Source organism: Bacillus cereus group sp. N21, assembly GCF_016483395.1.
Taxonomy (GTDB): Bacteria; Bacillota; Bacilli; order Bacillales; family Bacillaceae_G; genus Bacillus_A; species Bacillus_A pseudomycoides.
Map to the genome: position 1 here is coordinate 1 of NZ_JAEHBX010000069.1, position 24,304 is coordinate 24,304.

The window sequence follows — 24,304 nt, forward strand, 5'->3', positions numbered from 1 at the left end:
GCAAACATACTCTTCATTCGATTCACTCGCTTATTTCCATAACGATCCCCTGTTTTCGATTGGGTTGTATCTAACTTTTCGATGACAATCGGCTTGTTATACCGCTCCGCTAAATCTACTAAGCGAATGGCCTCCGCTTCAATTATCTTTGTAATTTGCCCGGTGGATTTACCTAGAATTGAAAAACGGAGGGCACCACTTCCTTTGTAATTCCCGTCCTTCGTTACATTCGCCCAAGCAAAATGTTCGAGATTGCAATCCACACCAATCGCGCCATCTGATGTACTGTAATTCGTGTGAGGGTTTTCTGGCACATCGACTAAACATTTCACAATGTAATACTCCCCATGATTTTCCACAGACCACGCAATCGGTTTGCCATGCTTTTTCTTATTCTTACACTGTAATTGGGTTGTGATTACTTCCTCAATGACTTCTTGGCCATACAGGAACGTAACAGTTGGAAACGTAAGTGTTTTTCCTGTACTTGTTGTCATCCATAATTCCTGTTTCTCCATCGCATACTGAAACACAAAATTACCATATTTGGCATCTTTACGGCCAGATAGAATGAGTTGTTTATTTCGAGCACGAGAAAATAATATTTTCCATTTGTCATGGTTACGTACAAACTTATCGATTGTAAATTGAGAACGAAACAGTTTTTTTCTTCCAAATACTGCGCTTGGAATTTGCTTTTTATATGATGTAAGTTTTTGAATTAAACGGTATTGCCTGTGGGTTAAAAGGCCGATTTTCGCCTGAATCCTTTTGATTTGAAGATCTAAGTATTGGTGCTCAAACAAATATTCACTCTGCCAAATTAAGGTGTCTTTTTTACGGGATAAGGAAATGAGGTTGTTGTGCTTCGCGAAGCGGGCATTTTTCGGAAACGTCAGCTTTCCTTTCACACAACTTTGTTTGATTTTACGAAGGGTGGTCAGTTTTGTCCGTTCTTGTTTCAACTTTTTCTTGAGTCTCTTAATTTTCTCTTGCGTTTGTTTCTCATATAGTTTTTGTAACTCCATTAAACTTGTAGACAGCGCCTTTGCTTCTTGCACCGCACTATTTGCATAGTAATCATTCAATTGATAGTTCCGCTTGAGAACAAGATGAAGACTGTCTGTATGCATCTTACGGTTCCAACGTTTTTCTCGGACGATCGTTTGAAACGCATATCGTTTCGCTGTATTAAATGTTTCTGTTGTCTGTGTCAATATATCTATCACTTCATACGGTACATCTGTTTTATAGATTCGTTTCGAAAAATACGCTTTCTTCACCTGTTCTCACCTCATTTTGTTTGATAAGATCATTATACAGAAAAACAAACATACGTTCCACAAAAAAAGAGACGTTTTCTTTAAAAAAGAAAAAAGCGATTCATCCCCCACCTTCACTTCGTTTAGAGGAGGGGGGCTTCTCGGTTAAAATGATAAAAGAAAATGTCCCTGCTCAACAAAACGTATCCTAAAATGAGCAAACTTTTTTGGGTAGTACGTACTACAACATTCAGCAAAAGCAAAGAGGTTAGGGGGAGAGGAAGAAAATCCCAACTAATTAAAGCTTCATTTTATGAAATGATAGGGAATTGTTAGTCGTTCATGATACGTAATATTTATAGTTTGAATAGCTATCGAGTTATAATAAAAGAAAGAGAAAAGGAGGCACGCTGTGAAAATTCGTCGATATTTTAATATAGTTACTATTTTGATTCTATATACATTACTGATGTTCTACATCGGATGGAACGGATGGGTTTGGCTTCAAACAAGTTTTGGTTGGCAATCTTGGGGATATTATGCTTTGTTAGTTGCATTATTCTCATATGCGTATGTAATCGTCCAGGTTTTCAAATTCCTTCCGTTCTTAAGGACAATTGGTTCCTATTGGTTTGCGGTAATGCAATATGCACTTATTTTGCTGCCGTTAGCTGATATAGCAGTATTTATCTTACAACTGGTAGCGGTGCCGAGAGATACAGCTATTATTTGGACAGGAATTGTTACCCTTATTATGTTTCTTTTCATATTCGGTTATGGAACATTTAATGCGTATAGTCCGATTGTTCGAAAGTATGAAATTCACATACCAAAAGAAGCGAAAGGGCGGAAAACGCTTCGCATTGCGATGGCGTCTGATATGCATTTTGGCAAATTATCAGGTGTTTCTCATTTGAAAAGATTAGTCCACCGTGTAAATGAAATGGAGCCGGACATCATTTTACTACCTGGTGATATCATTGACGATCATCCAGGAGAATTTATAAAAAAGAACATGGGACAAGTTATGAAACAAATGCAGGCGCCTCTTGGTGTGTATGGAGTACTCGGAAATCATGAATATTACGGAAGAGCCATTCCAGAATTTTTGCAAGAAATGAAGAAAATCGATATTCATATCATGTTAGATGAAGTCATCAAAATGGAAGATAGTTTTTATCTTGTTGGAAGAAGAGATAAAACGGAGCGAGATCGTCAAAGTTTCGAAGAGTTAATGAGCACCGTAGATAAATCGCTTCCCGTTATAGCGATGGATCATCAGCCGTTTGAATTAAAACAGGCAGCGGAATCTGGCGTGGATTTATTATTATCGGGCCATACGCATAGAGGACAAATGGCACCGAATCATCTTATTACTAGAAGAATGTATGAACTGGACTGGGGATACTTACAAAAGGAAACATTTCATGCGATTGTTTCTTCTGGATTCGGATTTTGGGGTCCGCCGCTTAGACTTGGGAGCCGGTCGGAAGTTATTCAGATAGATGTTACTTTTGAGTGATGTAATAATAAAACAACCATTCAACTTCGAATGGTTGTTTTCACTTTAGTGACGAGAACCACTTGGACGCTTAAACCAATTCCAAAACTCAATATCTCCAAGAGTAGCGTCGCGAACATGAGGAGAATTTTGTAACTTTACTAATTCTTTCGATGGGCCAGTAATGACAATACCGTACACTTTCACATCATGTTTTTTCAATTATCTCCCTCCCTTCACTTATAACAACGAATGTAATATGAAAAAGTTACAAATTTCTGTAAAATAAAAGCAAAAAACGTCAAGAAAAGAATTGTCTTCTCTTTTATGATAATACATAAGGCGGGTGAACAGAGATGGAAAGCTATGAAACACAAATTCAAAAAGCAATTGATTATATTGAAGAAGATGTAATGGAGAAGCAAACATTAAGTAATTTGGCTCGTATTGCAGGGTTCTCGGAGTATCATTTTCATCGCGTATTCCAAGCGCTAGTAGGCGATACTGTCATGGAGTATGTTCGTAGGAGGAGGCTAGCTCGGGCAGCTTATCGGCTTTCTCATACGGAAGGAAAAATTCTTGATATCGCATTAGAACATGGCTTTCAATCTCATGAAACGTTCATTCGAGCCTTTAAAAAGTTGTTTCAGATGACGCCAAGTAGCTACCGAAGGCAAGGAATTAAGACACCGATGTATTATAAAGCAAATGTGAAGCAGCGGAAGATCAATCCATATTTAGGGGGAATACAAATGGAATTTCGTATTGAAAAAAAACCAGCGTTTCATGTGGCTGGATATGAGATGAAGACGTCTAGTAAAGAAGGGAAAAACCTTAAAGATATTCCGGCATTTTGGGACCGTTATTTACAAAACAATCTTGCGAGTAACATTACAAACCGTAAACATACAGATCAATATGTAGAGCTTGGAATGTGCACGGATTTTAATTTAGAAACAGGGGATTTCACGTATATTATTGGGATGGAAGTTACAAGTTTTGATGGGGTACCGACTGAACTAGCGCAGCGCACGTTCCCAGAAGCAACTTACGCTGTATTTACAACGCCTAAAGTACCGCATAAAGATATGGTATCTTCCATTCAACAAACGTGGAATGCAGTTTTCACAGAATGGTTCCCGCACTCAGGGTATGAACATGCTGGAGTTACAGAGTTTGAATTATACGATGAACGTTGTCATGAGGATAAGAGCGAGTTTGCGCAAGTTGAGATTTGGTTGCCGGTGCAGAAGAAACAACAATAAGAAGAGAAAAAGTTTCCTAGATTCTAGGAAACTTTTTTTTCGTATTAAGGCTAAGATTAATCATATTAAAGAAGTTGTTTAAACGATAGCTCAGCTTCGGGCGCTGCGTCCAACGATTATGAAAAGTGACGACGGTATGGAAGTAGGGGCTGTTCATGAAGTATTCGTATGAAACGGATTGGGAAGTGTACAAACTACAAAGTCTTAAAAGTGGATTAGGTTTTACAGATGAAAAGCTTAGAGATATCTTTAGAGGTTTTTTCAAGTAGAAATACGTAGAATGAAAGAAATAAAACAATCGAATAAAGTATTTGGTGTCTCTGGACTGTGGACGGGCCTTATTTATGAAGAAGCCTACTGAATCGTAAAAAGAATTATGTTTTCTTAAGCGAATTATATATTTCTGTTAGCAAAGACTATGTGAATGAAGAAATCCTTCAAAAGGTTTGAAAGGCTTACATACTAATAGAATATCATTTCATCGCTATTAAGCTGAGGTGAATTTGTATCTAAATAATTAGAAAAACGCCATTTTTTTTATATAAGTATGCAGGAAGTATGGCGTTTTTTGAACAAATTTATCGATTTCTAATAAACTAGAATTGGTTTCTCAAGAATTAAAACAATATATGTTACCATATGCTTTGAAACAATTAGCTAGAAAAATTGGAAATGTACTTTGATAACTTTGATTGGATTAAAATTTGGATTATCCATTATCGTTTTAATCGGTTTTAAGCTTTTTTTAAGAAATAGCCAGTATCATATGATTTGCATATCTATTCTACAAATCCTATTTTATCCCGTAAAAGCCCGATTGGTCGGGCTAATAATCAGTGGGGGATGAAGAAAACCTCCACTGATTAAAGTTTCACTTTATTTTTTACCACGTTTAAGTACCTATTCTTCTTTTCTGTATTACTCTTAAGAGGAAAAATAAAGAAATAAAGTAAAGCAAATGAAAGAACAGTTATATGTGGAAATATTTCAAAATACGTAAAAATTTAATGATGGTGTAATAAGACTGGCATCTCACTATCATTATTCACTGAACAAACTACTTTCTTATCATTAAAAGAAAAACAGGAATTGAGATAGATGCGGCTGTGGATTTTGAAAAATAAGTTGCTTTTCCAAATAAATTTGCAATGTCGAAAGTTTATTTGGAATTATGGATATGTAATTTATGTTGAAGGTGGAATTTATGAAAAACAAAGTTTCAGAAATTACTATATTAAGAAGTTTAGCATGTTTAAGTGTAGTTCTCATACATGCCATATCACGAAGTTCTGCAAATTTTGCATCTGAAAATACAATAGATGTATTGGTATCGTATCTTCAAATACTACTTATGTACGGTACACCTATGTTTGTTTTTATATCTGAATTTGTAATAGCTTATAATTATAGGGATAAAGTACCTAATCAATTCATTTTAAAAAGAGTAAAATTTATTTTATTGCCTTTTATATGTATGGGTATTTTTTATGCAGCTAAATCAAATTATACGAATGGATTCCATGCAATCTTAGTACAATCTATAAGAAATATTGTATTAGGAGAGTTCCATGGCTATTTTGTTTTAATTATATTTCAGTTCTACTTTTTGCACATTATTTTTAATAAAATTGAGAAGTTTTTTTCTCCTAAATTTGTTCTTATTTTCTCGTTACTGATTAATTTAATCTACTTAGGTTTTTTTAATTTTATTCAACCGTTTGATATTCCATATGCAAATGATATTTGGTATTACTACTCTTGGCTTCTATTTCCAGGCTGGATCATTTACTTCTTTATTGGATATTATGCAGGTGGTCATTATGAATACTTTAAAACATGGTTAAATAAAAACCGTAAATGGATCATCTCTTCATGGATATTAACAGGAATCATCGTTATTCTTTTTCAACATTTCAATATTTTAACTGTTACTAGTTCTAAAAGAGTGGATGTTCTTTTATTTACAATATCTACAATACTGGTGCTTTTCCATATTGCATCAAAAATAAAACATGTACCTAAATTTTTACTACTAATCAGTCAATACTCATTTGGAATTTATTTGCTACATCCGTTTTTTCAGTGGACTATATCTAATATGATAGTAGCAAAAATCCCTCAGTTTAATACTCTTTTTGGCACAATAAGTATTGATATGTTGGTTGGTATACTATGTCCAATTCCTGCGGTATATCTCTTAAATAAGACAAAAATAGGTCCATATATTATAGGGAAAATAAGGGTTAATTCAAAACAAAAGTTAAAAAGTAGATGGTTTCATAGTACAAAGTTTCATGAAATGTAGTACCACGTATTATTGATGGACTACTATATACGGATTTCCTGTTAATTATAGTAGTACTTTCCTAATATCAAAATTGTTACCTGTCTTTTACTTACAACATCGGATATGATGTACAACCATATACATTTCAACTATTAGAATTGGAGCAAATGATAACTAAAGTGAAACTTGAATCAGCGAGGGGGAGTTTATCCCCGCTGATTAGAGTTTCACTTTATATTAGGACTCTTTTTTGCTATTAGGTGAGAATGGGAACACCATCGTAATGGTTGTTCCTTTTTCAATTTCACTTTCAATGGAAATCGTACCGTTATGTGCAAGAACAAGTTGTTTTGTAATCGCTAAGCCAAGGCCTGTTCCTGCGTTGTTTTCTTCAGTATTTGTACCGCGGTAATATCGTTCAAATAAAAGCTCTTTCGTTTGCTCATCCATTCCTTTTCCATTATCAGAAATAGAAAGTGTAAAAGATTGTTTATTCTGTCCAAGTTTTACAATAACATTTGTTGTTTCATAATTATGCTTTACTGCATTTGCTAATAAATTCTCAATGATACGTTGGAACCATTTTTCTTCAATAGAGTAATGAATTGCATTGGAACTAGGAACAAATTCTATGTTTTGATTTTGAAGTGTCGGGTTATTAATAAATTGTAACAAGACTTTTTGGACAAATTGATTAATCTCAACTTTAACGTGCTGAGAGGGAATTGCGTTGTTTTTTAATTGGTAAGTTAAGCTTAGATCATCAATTAATGTTGTCATATATTGAGATTTTTCTCGTATGACGCGGCCGAACTGTTGAATGTCGTTATCATCCCAGTTATATTGTTTCGATTCTAGTAATAGAGAGTACCCATAAATGGAACTGAGTGGTGTTTTTAAATCATGAGTGAGGCCAGTAATCCATTCCTCACGTGTTTGTTGAATAACTTGTCGTATGGACTCATTTTTTTTGAGTGTAATAGAAAGGTGCTCTAGAGCATTTGTTACATCTTTAAACAGTCTGAATGACCATTTTTCTTTACCTGAGCGCCGGAAGCGAACTGTTCTTCCTTTTTTACTTACCGGTTCTTCATATTTTCCACTAGCTATATTTTTGAGCCAACGCATTGTGTGTAATAATGGTTTACCAAATTTTCTTCCGTACCAAATAGAAAGAACAACTAAGTAGACAAAAGCGATTAGAATAATAACTCCAAATCCTATGAATATTTTTTTCGTTAATAAATCTTCATTCATATCAGATGGATAGTAATGATCATTTTTTACTGTTATGGTAAATAAGGTTTGGTCCTCTGGATTATAAAAACTCGAGATATTTTCTTTGTGATTCCAAGGCTCTTTTTCAGAAAGTACAGCTTGAATGGCTGAAAAGGAGTTTCTTTTTGTTTTAGGATAAGCAAAAATCTCTTCTCCTTGTGCGTTAAATATTTGCAGCGTAGCACCTTCTGCGGTAAACTGTTTCTTTTCTTTTTCTGTTAAAGAAAATTCAGCTGATAATGGTGAACCGTGTTCTTGTTTTAACTCTTGAAGTAAAGTATTACTCTTTAACTTTCCACCATAAATCACAATTGCTTCCTTCTCTTTAACTTCAATGTCCCAATACGTAAATTTGTAAGGACTTTGTATATGATGCTGCAAATAAGCAACTAATGTTGTTTTTGTATAAGAACCAGGAACATCTTCAGGAGTATTGAAGTCATAGAGTACCTTTCCATTTTTATCGACAATTTGAAGCCAATCATTTTTCTCCTCAATCATTTCTTTTACCTCAGAACTTAATATAATACGTCCATTTTCTGAAGAAACATGCTGAGACATAGTAAAGTTATCAAACTCTGGAACATTTGGTTCATAAAGGGTCGTACTAAAAAGATGCCCCAGGTAGGCGAAAGCGACGATGACTGCAATGAGTAAAGTAAACAAGACGAAAATATGTTGTATAATAAATTGTATAATAATCCTTCTACTTAAATTCATAGTTGGTACCTACTTTGCGATGAATTTATAACCAAGTCCGCGAACAGTTTTTATGTATTGAGGGTTACTTGGGTCAAGCTCGATTTTTTCACGTAGTTTTCGAATATGAACCATAACTGTGTTGTCATCTCCATTATAGGCAGGAGCCCCCCATACTTTTTCGTATATTTCTTCTTTTGAAAATACGTAATTAGGATGTTCACAGAAAAAGAGTAGTAGTTGAAAGAGCTGAGCTGAACATTCCACAATTTTCCCATCTACTTGCAATTCAGCTGCATGTTTATCGACCTGAAATCTCCCAAATGAAATAAAGTGTGTCTCTTTCATAGGTTGTGTAGTTTGTTTCATATGTCTTCGAAGTTGAGCTTTCATACGAGCGACGACTTCCAGTGGATTGAATGGTTTTGTAATATAGTCGTCTGCCCCGTATAAGAAGCCAGATACTTTATCTAAATCAGATGATTTTGCTGTTAGGAAGAAAATTGGACAATCTGTTTTTTGACGAATAATTGGACAAATGTCAAAACCAGATTGCCCGGGAAGCATGACATCTAAAATCATTAAATCATAACGATTTTGTTCTACGAATTGTAAAGCTTCTTCTGCAGATGTAGCAGTTGTAATATGAGAAAATCCTTCTTTTTGTAGAATAGTAGTTAATAGTTGTAAAATTGCCGTTTCATCATCAACAAGTAAAACATTTGCATTATACAATCTGAATCGCCCCCTATTTTCATCGAATATCATAACATTTTATTGTAAGTTATGGGATTTTTAAGGAAAATTTAAGGTTTTCTTTGCTTAAAAATAAGATTCGAATGATATGATAAATGTAACATAGGGGAGGAGATGAGTGTGAATCCGTTTTGTTCGATGCGAGCCAGATATTTTTTGATTGTATTTACACTACTTGTTTTGATTGAACGTATTAGTAAACAATTGTTAGAGAATACATTTCATATATCAATTTCTTCTTTTGCAAGCATACTTGTACTCTACATATTTCCAACACTTTGGTTATGGTATCAATGTAAGCGCCATCGTATTCCATTTACTTTATTTGTGAATAGAAGAGAAGCATTTAATCTTTTACAAGTTTTAATGATTACGGGAATGCTATGCCTTTTTAGTTATGGATATCTTGTATTGTATATGTATAGCTTTGTATGGATTACACCGGATTTTATTATAAATATATTACATGAACCGATTATAGGGAGTGCGGGCGGATACATATATCAATTTATAATAATCGTACTAGTAGCTCCTATTGTATGTGAATTTGTATTTAGGGGATTTCTATTTCAGCGTTTTGCAGCGAAATGGGGAACCGGAAAAGCGATGGTTATTGTAGCGCTTCTTTTCGGATGTTTTCATATTGATTTCCTCAGTGCTGTCATGTTTAGTATCGTACTATCAATTGTATACATTCGGACGAAAAGCTTACTGATGCCGATTAGTATTCATATGTTAAATAACGCAATCGTACTTATTACATCTTTTATGTTCAGTAAGGAAGAAATGATAAGCTTTGCGGATTTTTCTAATCAAACTCCATTTTTTACAGGACTTATTATTTTTATCATTGGATTAAATTTAGTACTCGTCTTTTTGTTCGTGAATCGTCGTTATATGAATAAAGAGGTGTCGGTAGTATATACGAATAAAATGAGAGATATAGGTTAGAGAACGTAGAATTTATTGAATAATAAAAAAGATATACCTATCTTTTTTAGGCTGGAGAGAGAATCCGTCTATGGATAGAAGCGGTCAGAGCCTATTTCATCCTCATGCTAAGTGAAAATAAAAATACAGGTCACCTTTTGTTTTCATAGCGGCGATTTGTATGTTGGAAAATCAAAAAAGATTTATATAGAAAGGAATGGATATGATTCTATGAATGAAACAATTCAATCAAATAAATTGTTTTATGTAATCATGGTGAGTTTAATTGTGATTACAACAGTGAATGTAGGCTTTCGCTGGAATGAAGCATACTTTTTTGTTTATTTAGCACTTCATCTTCTAGGGCTACTATGCATTGGGGGCGGAATTGTAGTTGAGAAAAGAAGTGAAGATGGAATTAATTATATATGTGTACTTGGTCTTATACTACTTCTAGCTGTACAAGGAATTATGAAATATAGCTTCATTTCTTTTCAGGATTTAAGTTTTTTTGTTAACATTTTTCAATAAGGAGTGCTGATTGGTATTGTCGAAAAAACAAGTTGGATATGTAGTTGTTTTACTTGGATTTATCTTAATTCTTGTAGGGAAGGTTTATCTAAACCATTATGAATACGGGAAATATATAAGTGGTTTCGGTCTTGTTTGCTGGATTGCGAGTGCGCTTCTTATTCCAACATATGAGCCGAAGAAACATACAGAGAGATAAAGTGAAACTTTAATCAGTGGGGGGCTCTTCATCACCCACTGATTAAAGGCCCTCACCAATCGGGCTTTTACTGCCCGTTAATGCGGGATAAATAGAGAGTGTAGAATGGATAGGTTTAAAGTTTCGTAGCATAGTTTATATAGAATAATATGTGTGAAAAACCTCTTCGAATGATGAAGAGGTTTTTATAATGCATTTTTAATTTTCTCAAGCACTTTTTTGCTGTTAAAACCACGTTCTCCCATACCGAAGACTTCGATTAAACGATCATTTTCATCGAGTAGATAGGAGTTAGAAGTATGAATATAGAGTCCGCTTCCTGGATCGCGGTACTGAAAGTTAAATGTATCTGCTAGTTTTTTCGTTTCATCTTTATCACCGCGCAGTAAGTGCCACCCTTTCGTTTTTTTCATTTCAAATGTGTTGGCATATGTAGTTAATATTTCTTTTGTATCGAACTTAGGATCAATGGTAATTGTAATAAATTCAATTTTTTTACCAAATAGTTTATCCTTTTCTAGTTCGTCTCGTAAATGCTTCATTTTGTATGTAGTAACGGGACAAATATCAGGGCATTTTGTGTATATAAATTCTACGAGTTTAAGTTTTTTTGGTAGTTGATCAAAAGATAGCGTTGTACCATTTACATCCTCCATAACGATTCCACGTGGTATTTCAGCAGAAGCTTTACGATAATCTGTAAAATAGTAAATTCCAATTCCAATTACGATGACTAAGCCTAATGTAAACGTAATATAAATTTTTTTCAATTTCCATCCTCCTCCTAATTTTATTTTATAAGAAAAATCCGAAAATTCATGGGGAGGGATTGAAAATTGCATGACAATTCGATGTATTAGCTTGTTCTATTTTAGGAGGAACGAACTTACAATAATAAGAGACAGGCAGCATAGAGGAGGAGATACCGTGAAGAAGGTTGTGAAGTGGTCACTTTTTTTGTACGTTGGTTTTGCGTTATTTATATATTGGTATTTATTTGGATGGAATCATGAAATTATTCCAGATATGTATAAAGGAACGAGCGCTGATCCAGAGACGTTTATGAATGCAAAGGAACTTACATTAAGTCAAGATTATTCGCGTGTGAAAAATTCACTCTTTTTTTTAGCGACGCCTCTTGAATGGATTATTTTATTGTTTGTGCTTGTTTTAGGTATATCAAATCGTTTTGAAAAATGGTCAAAAGAAACGACGAAAGTACGGGTTATTCAAGTTGCTATCTATCTCTTTTATTTATCATTGCTTATAACCGTTCTTGCATTGCCTCTGCAATGGATAGGGCATCAAATCTCAATTGATTACGGTATTTCAACGCAATCCACAGCGAGTTGGATAAAAGATCATGTAATTGATTTTTGGGTAAATTATATTATGATGTTTCTCGTTGTTTCTGTTCTTTTATGGCTGATTTATAAATTTCCGAAGCGGTGGTGGCTAGCTGGTTGGGCTTTGTCAGTACCGTTTACAATTTTTTTAACCTTTGTACAGCCCGTTGTAATTGATCCGTTATACAATGATTTTTCTACATTGCAAAATAAAGACTTAGAGAAGAAAATTTTAGCAATTGCGGACAGGGCAGATATTCCAGCTGAGCATGTATATGAAGTGAACATGTCTGAGAAAACAACGGCCCTAAATGCATATGTGACAGGAATTGGATCGAATTCTCGAATTGTATTGTGGAATACAACGCTCCAGCAGTTAAAAGATAAAGAGATTTTATTTATTATGGCTCATGAAATGGGACATTACGTGATGAAACATATATATTGGGGTGTGGCGAGTTATATTGTGTTAACGTTTGTAGGGATGTATTTGATTAGCCGTATTATCAATATGTGCCTCAGAAAATGGGGAGATACATTGCGCCTATCAAAGATGGCGTGCTTATCGATTATCCCATTATTTTTTCTTATCTCCTCTGTGTTGTCTTTTGCAGTAAGCCCACTATCAAACTACGTATCACGTATAGAAGAACGGGCAGCCGACCAATATGCTTTAGATATAACGAAGGATGGAAATTCTGGTGTAAAGACGTTCCAGTATTTATCGAAAACAAGTTTAAGTCAAGTGAATCCACCGGCGTTAGTGAAGTTTTTCTTATATACACATCCGCCAATTTTTGAAAGAATTCATGTGTTTGAGCAGTATGAGAAGCAGAAGAAATGAGGAGCAGCGGTGACGCTGCTTCTCATTTCTTTGCGTATAAGTTTAGGAAAAGAGTGTCCGTCCATGGATAGAAGCGGTCAGAGCCCTTTTTCGCCCCATGCCATGTGAAAACAAAAGAGAGGATATCAATTTTTGTTTACATAGCTGTGATTTATATGCGGAAATCCCAAAAGTATGAAGTGTTTTTTGTGAAATTTTATCATTTTAACTGAGAAGCCCTCTCCTCTAAACGAAGTGAAGGTGGGGATAGTTCAATTAAAAGTTACAGTTACGAAAGGAGCTAAAAGTTAGAGGCTTAAAGAACGATTCCTCTAACTCTATATTTCTTTAGTTATATCATATTTCAACAATTGTCGTTGGTCGTAGAACTTCTCATAAATAATACCCATTAAATAGAAAAATAATAGACCAAAACAAATATGGATGAGTGTAAACTTAACTCCAAATGAAGCAAATTCATATACAATAACCGGTAATTTTGCAGTTGTCCAAACTCCTAGAAAAAATACAATGTATCGTATGCTCGCTCCTTTTTTTAATAAAAGTGCCGCGATTGGAAAAGCAACATAGAGGGGACCAGCTGCAATTCCTCCTAATAATAGGGAGAATAAGATACCATAGATGCCAGATTTTTTCCCCATATATTTAATTAATGTTTCTTTCTTCACCCACTGGTCAAGCAATCCTACGAATATTAAGACAGGAGGAAGTAGAAACAGCATATCTAAAATACTTTTTCCTGTTAATTGAAATGCGTTCCATCCCAACGAATGGTTTATAAAAGTCAATATAAGGAGTCCCAATAGTAAAATGAAAAAGAAACGATATCTTTTTAATTCATTCATACCATCACCACCCAAATAATATACGAGAATATGAGAGACATTAACAATGCAGATGCATTACGAGAATAAGCAAAACTTCGCCCAAATATCTTTTGTTCCATCGGTAAAGTTGTGATTCCTACTGACATTAATGTAGACATTAATGCCGCAACTTGTGGGAGGCCCGCACCATTTTGGACTAATGTATTTCCAAGAGGAAACACAACAAAGCTTGGAATGAGTGCAACAGAGCCAATTATTGCTGAATAAACAATACCGATGAATCCAGATTTTTCCCCAATGATGGAAGAAATGAAGGAAGGCGTTAATATAGATAGTGATAGTCCAACGAAAAGCATAATTGATAGCATGGAAGGTATAAGATTACGAAACATTTTCCATGACTTTAATAGAGCATCTTTTGTTTTATTCCGATCCTTTACAAAAGAAATACTGATAAGAATAATGGCTAAAGAGTAAAGGAGAGCGCCATTAATCATGATTAGACTCTTTCCAGTCTTTATATTTGTCTAAGAAAAATGATAAGTTTTTAATTTTTTCTTCAATATCTATTTGGAACTCTTCTAATTGTTTTTTTCCCACTGTAGTAATTTTGTACATCTTTCTCGGCTTATCTTGATCAGATGTGTCCAAATAAGACTCAACAGCACCTTCTGTCTCTAATTTTTTGAGTGTACGATATATAATGGCACTATCAATTGGATTGATGGGAAGCTCTTCTTCACATTTCTGCAGAAGTTTCCCTCCATAGCTATCTCCCTCTGTTAAAAACAGCAAAAGAAATGCACCTGTATGTCTCCCTGTATGTTTCATAAAACATCTAACCTCCTTAATGAAATGTAAAAAATAGTTTTTGTTATTATAACAGCAATATATCACTGTTAATAATATTATACTGTCATTAACAGTGATATGTTACTGACAGTATAAACTTAATATAATTTCATGTCAATTCTAAAATAAACAACATGTTTTTGATCAAACTTTATTCCAAAGCTACAACAGGATCTGTCCATGCATAGAAGGATCAGTACCTATTTTCGCCCCATGCCATGTGAAAACAAAAGAGAGGATGTCACTTTTTGTTTACATAGCCGTGATGTATATGTTAGAAAATCAAAAAAGATTGTTTAGGAAAAAATATTTTTATGTAAAATATGGTAAAATATATAGGTGGCTATAACGGGGAAAACGAGTATTTCTATATTGCCTTTTATCATCTTTATTTTTTACAATGATGCTTTACATTGTAAAAGGAATGAGGATTGCAAATGCCACTTCGTGAGAATAAATGGCTTTAAGTATCTTTACGATTTTTTACATTCCATTCATCTTATTATATATTTAAAATTGAGAATATTACGAAATTTGAAATGTAAATGTTCGTTTTAAACTAATGGGGGTTGTTTATATTGTTTCAAAAGAGCGCCACAAATAGGTTATTCCAAACAAAATCATCGCCAGCTATAAAAATGATCATATCGATGTCTATTTTTGGATCAATCGGATTTTTTTCAGTGAAAACAAATTTACCATCATTTGAATTAGTATTTGTTCGTTGTATTTGTGCCACTATATTTTTAACGTTATGTTGGATTGCAACAGGTCAGTTTAAAGAAGAAAAGTGGAATCGAAAAGAAATACTGCAAATATTAGCGTGTGGTGTCTTTCTTGTTTTTAACTGGGTGTTTCTGTTTAAAGCTTTCGAAGTCATGTCAGTGACAATTGCAATTTCTGTGTATCATCTTGCACCAATTATTGTATTAATGATTGGGAGTGTCGTGTTTAAAGAAAAATTAACAGTGCTATCTGTTATTTCAATTGTTATTTGTTTTCTCGGTACTGTTTTAGTAGCGGGAGTAGATGGAAGTGTTTCGATAGAAAAGTTAATGTCCTCTGGGATGGTTTGGGCACTTCTTGCAGCATTATTTTATGCATTTACTACCTTGTTAGGGAAAGGGATTAAACAAACAAGCGCATATGCAATGACATTTTTGCAAACTTTTTTAGGGATATTTCTGTTACTACCATTTGTAGACTTTGGAGCGTTTCAAGGGTTAACAGAGAGTAATTGGATTGCGATTACAGCGACAGGACTAATTCATACTGGCTTTGTTTATTACTTATTTTTTGATAGTTTAAGAGATTTACCAACAAGGCTTATTTCTGTATTAGTATTTTTGGATCCAGGTGTAGCTATTTTACTTGATACAGCATTTACAGGGTTTCGTCCGACCACGATGCAGACAGCGGGAATTATTTTGATTTTTGTTGGGATGGCGTTTACTTTTCAAAAATCCAAAACAAAGACAGTAGTATTAGAGGAAAGTAAAACATAATCAACAAAACGAGTGCAGTTGTTATACAGCAACTGCACTCGTTTTGTTTTAGTAAAGGGTAACAGGTAAGAGCTTTAAATATGCTGCAAAATACGATGATACCTCATTTACTAGTAAGAAAAGTGCCGGTTTTGAATAGATGGATGTTATAGAAAAAGGATAAATTTCCAAAAAATCTCTTCACTTTCAGAAAATTTGTTATATAATATAAAGTATAAAATCAAATCTGTTATAAAACAGTTTACGGAGGGGATGCTAATATGTCGACGCAAACTTCACGGGTTACACTCGCTTTAGAAGTATTACCGGCGTATGGAGAAATTTTGACACCGGAAGCGCTCACTTTTTTAAAAGAGCTGCATGAGAATTTTAATACACGCCGTAAAAATTTACTGCAAAAACGTGTGGAAAAGCAAAAAAGAATTGATGCAGGGGAGTTTCCAAGCTTTTTACCAGAAACAGCACATATACGTGCTGAAGATTGGACGATTGCCCCGCTTCCAAAAGATTTAGAAGATCGTCGTGTGGAGATTACAGGACCAGTAGATCGTAAGATGGTTATTAATGCTTTAAACTCAGGCGCACATCTCTTTATGGCAGACTTTGAAGATTCTAATTCGCCAACGTGGCAAAATGCGATGGATGGCCAAATTAATTTAAGAGATGCAGTGAAGGGAACGATTTCATATAAAAACCCTAGTGGCAAGGAATATCGTTTAAGTGATAAAACAGCTGTACTTATTGTTCGTCCGCGCGGCTGGCATTTAGAAGAAAAACATATGTTAGTCGATGGAGAAAAGATGTCAGGTAGTCTCGTTGATTTTGGTTTGTACTTTTTCCATAATGCAAAAACATTATTAGAAAAAGGAAGCGGACCATATTTTTACTTACCGAAAATGGAGAGCTATTTAGAAGCTAGGTTGTGGAATGATATTTTTATTTTTGCACAGAAATATATCGGGATTCCGAATGGAACGATTAAAGCAACGGTGTTATTAGAAACAATCCACGCTTCTTTTGAAATGGATGAAATTTTATATGAACTCCGTGATCATTCAGCAGGGCTAAATTGCGGGCGTTGGGATTATATTTTTAGTTTCTTAAAAAGCTTTCGTAATCATAACGAATTTCTACTTCCGGACAGAGCGCAAGTTACAATGACGGCTCCGTTTATGCGTGCGTATTCTTTAAAAGTAATTCAAACGTGCCATCGCCGGAATGCACCAGCAATTGGCGGAATGGCAGCACAAATTCCGATTAAAAATAATCCGGAAGCGAATGAAGCTGCTTTTGAAAAAGTTCGTGCTGATAAAGAACGTGAAGCTTTAGATGGACATGACGGGACTTGGGTTGCCCATCCGGGACTTGTACCGGTTGCGCTGGAAGTGTTTAATCACATTATGAAAACACCGAATCAAATTTTTAGAAAGCGTGAAGAGATTGATGTAACAGAAAAGGATTTGTTAGAAGTACCGGTGGGAACGATTACAGAAGAAGGGCTTCGTATGAATATTAGCGTCGGCATTCAATATATTGCATCATGGTTAAGTGGCAGCGGGGCAGCACCGATTTATAATTTGATGGAAGATGCAGCAACGGCAGAAATTTCACGTGCGCAAGTGTGGCAATGGATTCGTCATGAAGGCGGGAAGCTAAACGATGGTCGCAAGATTACATTTGCTTTAGTAGAAGAGTTTAAATCGGAAGAGCTAGCGAAAATAGAACGAGAGATTGGCAAGGAACAGTTTGAGAAAGGTAGATTTGTAGAAGCAACTAAGCTTTTTACTAATTTGGTGCGTAATGATGAATTTGAAACATTTTTAACATTACCGGGTTACGAGATTTTATAAAAGGAAAAGGGGATGGAAGAGATGAAAAACGAAAGAGTACAAAAGTTACAAGAAAGCTGGGAGTTAGATGAACGTTGGAAAGGGGTAACGCGTCCTTATTCTGCTGAGGATGTAATTCGTCTGCGCGGGTCAATTGATATTGAACATACATTAGCACGCCGCGGGGCAGAGAAGCTTTGGGAATCACTTCATACAGAAGATTATATTAATGCGCTTGGTGCGTTAACAGGAAACCAAGCGATGCAGCAGGTGAAAGCAGGATTAAAAGCAATTTATTTGAGCGGTTGGCAAGTGGCAGCGGATGCCAATCTATCCGGGCACATGTATCCGGACCAAAGTTTATATCCAGCGAACAGTGTACCAGCTGTTGTAAAGCGTATTAATCAAACATTGCAGCGTGCAGATCAAATTCAGCATATGGAAGGAAGCGGTGATACAGATTATTTTGTACCGATTGTTGCGGACGCTGAAGCAGGATTTGGTGGACAGTTAAACGTGTTTGAATTAATGAAAGGTATGATTGAGGCAGGCGCGTCAGGCGTTCACTTCGAAGATCAATTATCTTCAGAAAAAAAATGTGGACATTTAGGCGGAAAAGTATTACTACCAACGCAAACAGCGGTACGTAATCTAATTTCTGCTAGACTTGCTGCGGATGTAATGGGCGTGCCAACAATTATTGTAGCAAGAACGGATGCAGATGCTGCGGATTTAATTACGAGTGATATTGATCCAGTTGATCAAGAATTTATTACAGGAGAGAGAACACCAGAAGGGTTCTACCGTACAAACGCAGGGCTTGATCAAGCAATTGCGCGCGGTTTAGCATATGCACCGTATGCAGATCTTGTTTGGTGTGAAACATCTGAACCGAATTTAGAAGATGCAAAGCGTTTTGCGGAAGCAATTCATGAGAAATATCCAGGGAAATTACTAGCGTATAACTGTTCACCATCTTTTAACTGGAAACAAAAATTAGATGAAAAAACGATTGCAAACTTCCAAAAAGAAATTGCTTCATATGGATACAAATTCCAATTCGTAACACTTGCAGGATTCCATGCATTAAACTATGGTATGTTTGAACTCGCGCGTGGCTATAAAGAGCGCGGTATGGCAGCATATTCTGAATTACAACAAGCAGAATTTGCAGCAGAAGAGCACGGCTACTCTGCAACGCGTCATCAGCGCGAGGTTGGAACAGGCTACTTTGATGAAGTAGCACAAGTGATTACAGGCGGAACATCTTCTACAACGGCTCTGAAAGGGTCTACGGAAGAGGCGCAGTTTACGAAATAAGTGAGGGAGCGGGTGTCCTTTAAGGGCACCTGCTTTTCTTTTGTATGTATTCCGCTGTTTAGTGCGCAAAGTACGTCAACTGTTAAAGGGTGCGCTGTAATGTATGTTTATGATATGATCGCGATTATGTTGATTGGTATTAGTCACGTCTTATTATAATTCAATTAATTCGTTACAATCGCCTGTCTTATACAATGGTAATCGCTTTAAGTATTGTCTTTACAATTTTACTTGGAATCGTGGTGACAGTAACAGGTTATCCGGAATTTAATATTATTATGTTGTTGCTGTTTCTATTAAGTTTAGGTTTGATACAGGACGAATTCACATTTATGCAAAGTTTATATTTTGCATTAGTTAGTATAGTAAGCATTACGTTAGTGAAAATGGTGTTGCTAGATTTTGGTATGAAGCTGTTTATGTTAACACCGTTTAATGTTATTCCTGGACAGACGGCGTAATTCATCTCATTGTTTCGATTGTAATGATTATTGCCATTTAACAATAATTGCTCATAAAAAGCTCGATGGGTGAAAACATTCCATCAGCGAGGAATACTGTATTTTATGAGGGATACCAAAAATTAGAAAATTAGAATTTCAAAAAATATTGTACATTCTATTTTAAGTATGCTATGATTATCTCAGTTGAATAACTAAATCAAGCAATCCATATATTATCAAGTGCTGAAAACGAACGAGAAAAAGTATGTGAGAACTGTTTTATGTTTCGTATTTGATAATGTGTGGATTCTTTTTTTATGTATGAAGACTAAAAAAACTTATATTTTCTTAGGAGGAAATAATTATGACAGTAACAGGACAAGTAAAATGGTTTAACAACGAAAAAGGTTTCGGTTTCATCGAAGTTCCAGGCGGAAACGATGTATTCGTTCACTTCTCTGCAATCACAACTGAAGGTTTCAAATCTTTAGAAGAAGGCGAAAAAGTTAGCTTCGAAATCGAAGATGGCAACCGCGGACCTCAAGCTAAAAACGTTGTAAAACTATAATTTTATAGTACGTGATAAAAAAGGATGGCATATGCCATCCTTTTTTTTGTTGAGAATTTTGTAATCATCTTTCCATTCGAGTTTGAGCGTAGCAAAAAAAACTTCCTTTACAATTAAGCCAACGATTGTAAAACATCTACCGAAAAATGATAAAAGTTTTATTTTTCCTGTAAGAGAGATACGTAAATGGGTGTGGAAATATATAGGGAATAGGTAATTTGTACAAGTTTACTAAATCATATATGTGAAACAAGATTTTGTTATGTTACAAATATTTCAAAAAAGAAAATTTATGTTTTTATATAACAATATATCTTTTTCCTGTAGAGAAATATGGAGATTTTATATAGATATTTATATGAAGGAATATTATGAAATTTTAAAGTTTTATAAGAAAATATAAAATATTTGAAAATATTAACTATTTTGGGTTTTGGGTGGTACAATTATCCATGCAGCTGCTGTTATGGATTGTAAGAAAAAATAATGAAGGAGCGAATGTAAGATGGGTGAACAAGTAGAACGCTACGTCGAAAACTATGTCGTAAACAAGAACACTATGGCCTTACTTCCAGTTATTTTAGGAGAAAAACGTATTGTAACGCGAGTGGTTGAAGTAGAAGACTCTTTTTTCATGTTTCAAAAGCCACTTGATATTGTCGAACGAAGTTGCCGCAAGCACGGATCTAGTTTTTTAGGTAGAAAAGACGGTACAAAAGAGTTGACACGTATTACACACAAAGCACCCATTGCGATTAGTCCGACAGATCAACTTTACTTTTTTCCTACGTATTCTTATTCTAGAAAGGAATGTGCCTGGTTGTCTCACTTTCATATTGAAAACAATAAAGAATTAGCAGATGGTAACTTAATCATTCGATTTATCAATGGCCTCGCAGTGAAATTAGAAATATCAAAGAGTAGTTTCGAGAATCAGCAAAATCGAACCGCAAAACTTCGGACAGAGTATGAGGATCGTAAAGATAAACAAAGGAGGCTTCATTTTAAGCAAGTCGATAAAGAAGATGAATCTACATTGAAGCCTGCATATGAAAAAGCGTATCTTGTGAAAGAAGAAGACGAAAAGGAATGATAATTGATAGGTGGAAAGGATGGGACAACCATCCATGGTCATGAAGTTAACAAAAATAAACCAGATGTTTTTCAGCATCTGGTTTATTTTTGTTAGATATAGGTATGAGAAATAAAATGTTGATTCAAACCATCAGAAGAAAGGGAAACGCCAGTTGGCTCAATCCGCTTATGAGCCACTTCAAGAGTTTCAGTAAGTGAGGGTTCTTCTTTTTTAATGTTTAAATATTTTTTGTTGAAATAGCCTCTTTGTATTACATATTAATTAACGATAAGTGGTGTTATAATAACTTTCAAATAATTGTCGAATTTATCAGAAAATTGTATATTTTTGTCTTGTTATACCTTATGTTTAGTGTTAAACTCATAATCACAAAGAGAGAGTAGTTGCAAATATCCTCCTTTAAAATAAAAAAGATTGAAAATTCAGCTTTTTAACTTTCATCTGATTGACGTGTATGTTTACTACTCTTTCTTTGTTTTATATATATTAAGCATTAAAAATTGATATTTCGGTACAGATAGGAGGGACTATAAAACAGGAGGTCTATCCAAAAGTTGGTATTTATCCATGTTGGAACAACTGTTAGGTTTCTTTAATTACAAAATTGGTTACAAAAGTTACAAAAACTATTTTTATTGTTGAAATAGTCCTAATATTACGGGTGAGAGCATGAAAAATGCCTTTAAGAGGGAGGTGAAGGGTTCTGGTGAATAAAATTGTGAATCATTAAAAAGGTGCTATCAAACTTGGACATAATGATGTTATGAATCTAATAATAACGGAAAGTAATATGAATAAACCAATAGCACTTAAATGAAAACATTATTAACCAGAAATTTATGCTCACAATAAGATGGCATATATGATACAACTTAAGATTTTGAGATTTGATAGGAATGGTGAGAGAATATAATTTTCCTAGTTGTAATACTATCATGATATGTTAGGGATGTAAATATTAAAATTAATAGATTTAGTGTTACATTAGAAAAAATGAAGATGTATGGAGAGTAGAAGAATCATTTATAGAGATCGATTTTCAAGCTTTTAAGCTTATAACAGTCGAAAGAGAAAAATACCATCAGCCTATTGAGTCATTGTCATAGCATATTCATATTAGAAGCCATCTAAAAATAATTGATAGGAGAATGATATGGTAAAAAGAGTCACTTCGATTTTTTCAATTCTAATGCTTTTTATGTTTACAATAGGTCAAAGTTTAATGCCTATAATAGCAAATGCACAAGAGTTAAATACAACAGGATTTGTGGATAGTTTTAAGATTGATAAAACAAAACTAAGTTACGGCGAACAGGCTAAAATAAATGTAACTTTTAGTGATAAATCTGGAAATAATATGAAGTCTGGAGATACACTAACATTAACGCTGCCCCCAGAATTACAAGGATTTAACGGAACGATTCCGTTAAATGATGGGCAAGGTAATAATTTTGGTACTTGTAAAGTAAGTGCAGGTAATGTGGTATGTACATTTAATGATATTGTGGAGAAACTTCACAATATTAAAGGGCATTTTAATTTTACAGTTCAAGCGACTAATGTAGGAACGGATCAAACGAAAAATGTTGAAACAAATTTAGGCACAACTTTAGATAAGCAAACTGTAACGATTACCGGTCCAACCAGTGGTGGTGGTACAGGCTCTAAACCGTTTTTCTACAAAACTGGTGATATTCAACCAGATACCCCGGATGAAGTGCGTTGGTTCTTGAATATAAACTTAAACAAAGAATATTTAAGTAGAGATATTGTTGTGTCTGACAGTTTACAGGAAGGTCAAACACTTAATAAAGATAGTTTTCGGATAACAGTTAATGACAGAGAGTCTTTATCAATTAAACAATTTGAAGATCAACGTTATGGATATGTTCAGTTTAATGACGACGGTCATTCATTTAAAGTCGTGATTAATTGGAATATGGGAAGTGCTAGGTCTTTTACCGTTTTTTATACAAGTACTATAATGGAAAGCGGAAAGAGCCAAGAATCTTTTAAGAATGATTATAAGATTGATTATCAAATTCTATACAAACAACCGGTTTCTGAGTCGGGTAGTGCCACAGTCACAAATATAACATCTGGTGGTGGTGCTCAAGGTGATTTACCTCCTAAAGGAACATTAAGAATTGTTAAGCACCTTGGAACGGATGAAGACAAAGTAATACCGAATGTCTCGTTTAAGTTGTATAAAGAGTCAGGTGAACGAGTTGGAGATGTATATGTAACGGATGAAAAAGGAATAATTGAAATTCCTAATTTACAATCAGGTAAATATTATGTGCAAGAGGTTTCAGCTCCAGAGTATATTGATTTCAATCCTCAGGAAAAAGTAAGTTTTGAAGTTAAATCAGGTGCTGTAAATGGAGTTAAGTTGCCGATTTCGAATAAAGTGAAAACTACATTCATTACAGGAGCAAAAATATGGAAAGGCGATAATGCGACAGAACGTCCGAAAACAATCAAAGTAGACTTACTACAAGATGGTCAGGTCATCGCAACGCAAGAAGTAAGCGAAGCAACAGGCTGGAAGTATGAATTCAAAGACTTAGCGGCATACGATGCAGACGGCAAAGCCTACAAGTATGAAGTAAAAGAACAACCAGTAGATGGATATCAAACAGAAGTCAAAGGTTATGACATTATAAATACAAAAGTGGTACAAATAACAAAAGTAGAAGGAACAAAAACGTGGAAAGACGACAATGCGAAAGAACGTCCGAAAACGATTCAAGTAGACTTACTTCAAAACGGTCAAAAGATTGATACGAAAGAAGTAAGTGAAGCAGCAGGGTGGAAATATACATTTAAAGACTTAACGGCATACGATGCGAATGGCGCTGCCTACAAGTATGAAGTGAAAGAACAACCAGTAGCGGGATACAAATCAGAAGTAACTGGTTACGACATCACAAATACAAAAGTAGGTCAAACAAAAGTAGAAGGAA

Annotated in this window: 20 protein-coding genes and 2 pseudogenes; 14 read left to right on the top strand and 8 right to left on the bottom strand. The window is 34.7% G+C overall.

Going from position 1 to position 24,304, the window contains the following annotated elements; translation table 11 throughout:
• Positions 1 to 1,283 (bottom strand): transposase (locus JDS96_RS25160; protein ID WP_199668398.1); only part of this gene is annotated, 1,283 nt, incomplete at its 3' end.
• A 391-nt stretch (positions 1,284 to 1,674) separates the two neighbouring features.
• Here JDS96_RS25160 and JDS96_RS25165 point away from each other — a divergent pair.
• Entirely contained in the window at positions 1,675 to 2,784 is a 1,110-nt protein-coding gene (locus JDS96_RS25165) for a metallophosphoesterase (protein WP_199668399.1), read from the top strand.
• 45 nt (positions 2,785 to 2,829) lie between these two features.
• On the opposite strand, the pseudogene JDS96_RS25170 reads toward JDS96_RS25165, so the two are convergent.
• Positions 2,830 to 2,985 (bottom strand): annotated as a pseudogene (locus tag JDS96_RS25170) (anti sigma factor C-terminal domain-containing protein); the annotation flags it as partial.
• 134 nt (positions 2,986 to 3,119) lie between these two features.
• Here JDS96_RS25170 and JDS96_RS25175 point away from each other — a divergent pair.
• Both JDS96_RS25175 and JDS96_RS25180 read left to right on the top strand, forming a co-directional pair.
• The gene (locus JDS96_RS25175) at positions 3,120 to 4,028 is read left to right on the top strand and encodes an AraC family transcriptional regulator (protein ID WP_199668401.1); all 909 of its coding nucleotides are present in this window, start codon (positions 3,120 to 3,122) and stop codon (positions 4,026 to 4,028) included.
• A 1,204-nt stretch (positions 4,029 to 5,232) separates the two neighbouring features.
• Positions 5,233 to 6,333, top strand: coding sequence for an acyltransferase family protein (locus tag JDS96_RS25180; RefSeq protein WP_242479988.1), 1,101 nt, complete (start codon positions 5,233 to 5,235; stop codon positions 6,331 to 6,333).
• A 219-nt stretch (positions 6,334 to 6,552) separates the two neighbouring features.
• Here JDS96_RS25180 and JDS96_RS25185 read toward each other — a convergent pair whose 3' ends face one another.
• The gene (locus JDS96_RS25185; protein ID WP_199668403.1) at positions 6,553 to 8,313 is read right to left on the bottom strand and encodes a sensor histidine kinase; all 1,761 of its coding nucleotides are present in this window, start codon (positions 8,311 to 8,313) and stop codon (positions 6,553 to 6,555) included.
• A 9-nt stretch (positions 8,314 to 8,322) separates the two neighbouring features.
• A complete protein-coding gene (locus JDS96_RS25190; protein ID WP_097794886.1) occupies positions 8,323 to 9,027 on the bottom strand; it encodes a response regulator transcription factor in 705 nt (234 codons plus the stop codon).
• Positions 9,028 to 9,168: 141 nt separating this feature from the next.
• Between JDS96_RS25190 and JDS96_RS25195 the strand changes: the two genes are divergently transcribed.
• The 3 genes from JDS96_RS25195 (at position 9,169) to JDS96_RS25205 (ending at position 10,708) form a co-directional block, all read left to right on the top strand.
• Positions 9,169 to 9,999, top strand: a complete 831-nt coding sequence (locus JDS96_RS25195; protein ID WP_199668404.1) for a CPBP family intramembrane glutamic endopeptidase — start codon at positions 9,169 to 9,171, stop codon at positions 9,997 to 9,999.
• Positions 10,000 to 10,209: 210 nt separating this feature from the next.
• Entirely contained in the window at positions 10,210 to 10,509 is a 300-nt protein-coding gene (locus tag JDS96_RS25200; protein ID WP_018782648.1) for a hypothetical protein, read from the top strand.
• A gap of 10 nt (positions 10,510 to 10,519) precedes the next feature.
• Entirely contained in the window at positions 10,520 to 10,708 is a 189-nt protein-coding gene (locus JDS96_RS25205; protein ID WP_003206100.1) for a hypothetical protein, read from the top strand.
• A 185-nt stretch (positions 10,709 to 10,893) separates the two neighbouring features.
• Here the strand turns inward: JDS96_RS25205 and JDS96_RS25210 are convergent, their stop codons facing one another.
• Positions 10,894 to 11,478, bottom strand: coding sequence for an SCO family protein (locus JDS96_RS25210; protein WP_097794889.1), 585 nt, complete (start codon positions 11,476 to 11,478; stop codon positions 10,894 to 10,896).
• 157 nt (positions 11,479 to 11,635) lie between these two features.
• Here JDS96_RS25210 and JDS96_RS25215 point away from each other — a divergent pair, with 157 nt between their 5' ends.
• Complete coding sequence (locus tag JDS96_RS25215; RefSeq protein ID WP_199668405.1) at positions 11,636 to 12,898, top strand: M48 family metallopeptidase; 1,263 nt, start codon at positions 11,636 to 11,638, stop codon at positions 12,896 to 12,898.
• A gap of 317 nt (positions 12,899 to 13,215) precedes the next feature.
• Here JDS96_RS25215 and JDS96_RS25220 read toward each other — a convergent pair whose 3' ends face one another.
• The 3 genes from JDS96_RS25220 to JDS96_RS25230 are packed head-to-tail and all read right to left on the bottom strand — an operon-like array spanning position 13,216 to position 14,556.
• Positions 13,216 to 13,743 carry a permease gene (locus JDS96_RS25220; RefSeq protein ID WP_199668406.1) on the bottom strand — a complete coding sequence of 176 codons (528 nt, stop codon included), beginning with the start codon at positions 13,741 to 13,743 and terminating at the stop codon, positions 13,216 to 13,218.
• Positions 13,740 to 14,222 carry a hypothetical protein gene (locus JDS96_RS25225; protein ID WP_016113725.1) on the bottom strand — a complete coding sequence of 161 codons (483 nt, stop codon included), beginning with the start codon at positions 14,220 to 14,222 and terminating at the stop codon, positions 13,740 to 13,742. Before JDS96_RS25225 ends, JDS96_RS25220 begins: the two co-directional genes overlap by 4 nt.
• The gene (locus JDS96_RS25230) at positions 14,215 to 14,556 is read right to left on the bottom strand and encodes a PadR family transcriptional regulator (protein ID WP_199668407.1); all 342 of its coding nucleotides are present in this window, start codon (positions 14,554 to 14,556) and stop codon (positions 14,215 to 14,217) included. The genes JDS96_RS25225 and JDS96_RS25230 overlap by 8 nt, the downstream gene beginning before the upstream one ends.
• 599 nt (positions 14,557 to 15,155) lie before the next feature.
• On the opposite strand from JDS96_RS25230, the gene JDS96_RS25235 reads away from it, so the two are divergent.
• The 7 genes and pseudogenes from JDS96_RS25235 to JDS96_RS25265 form a co-directional block, all read left to right on the top strand.
• Positions 15,156 to 16,082: a DMT family transporter gene (locus tag JDS96_RS25235; RefSeq protein WP_033795938.1), complete on the top strand. Its 927-nt coding sequence runs from the start codon at positions 15,156 to 15,158 to the stop codon at positions 16,080 to 16,082.
• 260 nt (positions 16,083 to 16,342) lie between these two features.
• A complete protein-coding gene (aceB, locus tag JDS96_RS25240; protein WP_199668408.1) occupies positions 16,343 to 17,932 on the top strand; it encodes a malate synthase A in 1,590 nt (529 codons plus the stop codon).
• A gap of 21 nt (positions 17,933 to 17,953) precedes the next feature.
• A complete protein-coding gene (gene aceA, locus JDS96_RS25245) occupies positions 17,954 to 19,231 on the top strand; it encodes an isocitrate lyase (protein ID WP_018766564.1) in 1,278 nt (425 codons plus the stop codon).
• Between the two features lie 99 nt (positions 19,232 to 19,330).
• A pseudogene (locus JDS96_RS25250) lies at positions 19,331 to 19,730 on the top strand (GHKL domain-containing protein); the annotation flags it as partial.
• A gap of 308 nt (positions 19,731 to 20,038) precedes the next feature.
• Positions 20,039 to 20,242, top strand: coding sequence for a cold-shock protein (locus tag JDS96_RS25255; protein WP_003195857.1), 204 nt, complete (start codon positions 20,039 to 20,041; stop codon positions 20,240 to 20,242).
• 505 nt (positions 20,243 to 20,747) lie between these two features.
• Positions 20,748 to 21,335 (top strand): competence protein ComK, encoded by a 588-nt coding sequence (locus JDS96_RS25260; RefSeq protein ID WP_018782640.1) that lies wholly within the window; start codon positions 20,748 to 20,750, stop codon positions 21,333 to 21,335.
• Positions 21,336 to 22,491: 1,156 nt separating this feature from the next.
• The coding region (locus tag JDS96_RS25265; protein ID WP_199668409.1) for a Cna B-type domain-containing protein at positions 22,492 to 24,304 on the top strand (1,813 nt) is incomplete at its 3' end.

Excerpts from the sequence above, each read along its gene's own strand:
- JDS96_RS25175 (WP_199668401.1), top strand. The coding sequence starts at position 3,120 with ATGGAAAGCTATGAAACACAAATTCAAAAAGCAATTGATTATATTGAA.
- JDS96_RS25180 (WP_242479988.1), top strand. The coding sequence starts at position 5,233 with ATGAAAAACAAAGTTTCAGAAATTACTATATTAAGAAGTTTAGCATGT.
- JDS96_RS25185 (WP_199668403.1), bottom strand. The coding sequence starts at position 8,313 with ATGAATTTAAGTAGAAGGATTATTATACAATTTATTATACAACATATT.
- JDS96_RS25200 (WP_018782648.1), top strand. The coding sequence starts at position 10,210 with ATGAATGAAACAATTCAATCAAATAAATTGTTTTATGTAATCATGGTG.
- JDS96_RS25220 (WP_199668406.1), bottom strand. The coding sequence starts at position 13,743 with ATGAATGAATTAAAAAGATATCGTTTCTTTTTCATTTTACTATTGGGA.
- JDS96_RS25225 (WP_016113725.1), bottom strand. The coding sequence starts at position 14,222 with ATGATTAATGGCGCTCTCCTTTACTCTTTAGCCATTATTCTTATCAGT.
- JDS96_RS25230 (WP_199668407.1), bottom strand. The coding sequence starts at position 14,556 with ATGAAACATACAGGGAGACATACAGGTGCATTTCTTTTGCTGTTTTTA.
- aceB (WP_199668408.1), top strand. The coding sequence starts at position 16,343 with ATGTCGACGCAAACTTCACGGGTTACACTCGCTTTAGAAGTATTACCG.
- aceA (WP_018766564.1), top strand. The coding sequence starts at position 17,954 with ATGAAAAACGAAAGAGTACAAAAGTTACAAGAAAGCTGGGAGTTAGAT.
- JDS96_RS25255 (WP_003195857.1), top strand. The coding sequence starts at position 20,039 with ATGACAGTAACAGGACAAGTAAAATGGTTTAACAACGAAAAAGGTTTC.
- JDS96_RS25260 (WP_018782640.1), top strand. The coding sequence starts at position 20,748 with ATGGGTGAACAAGTAGAACGCTACGTCGAAAACTATGTCGTAAACAAG.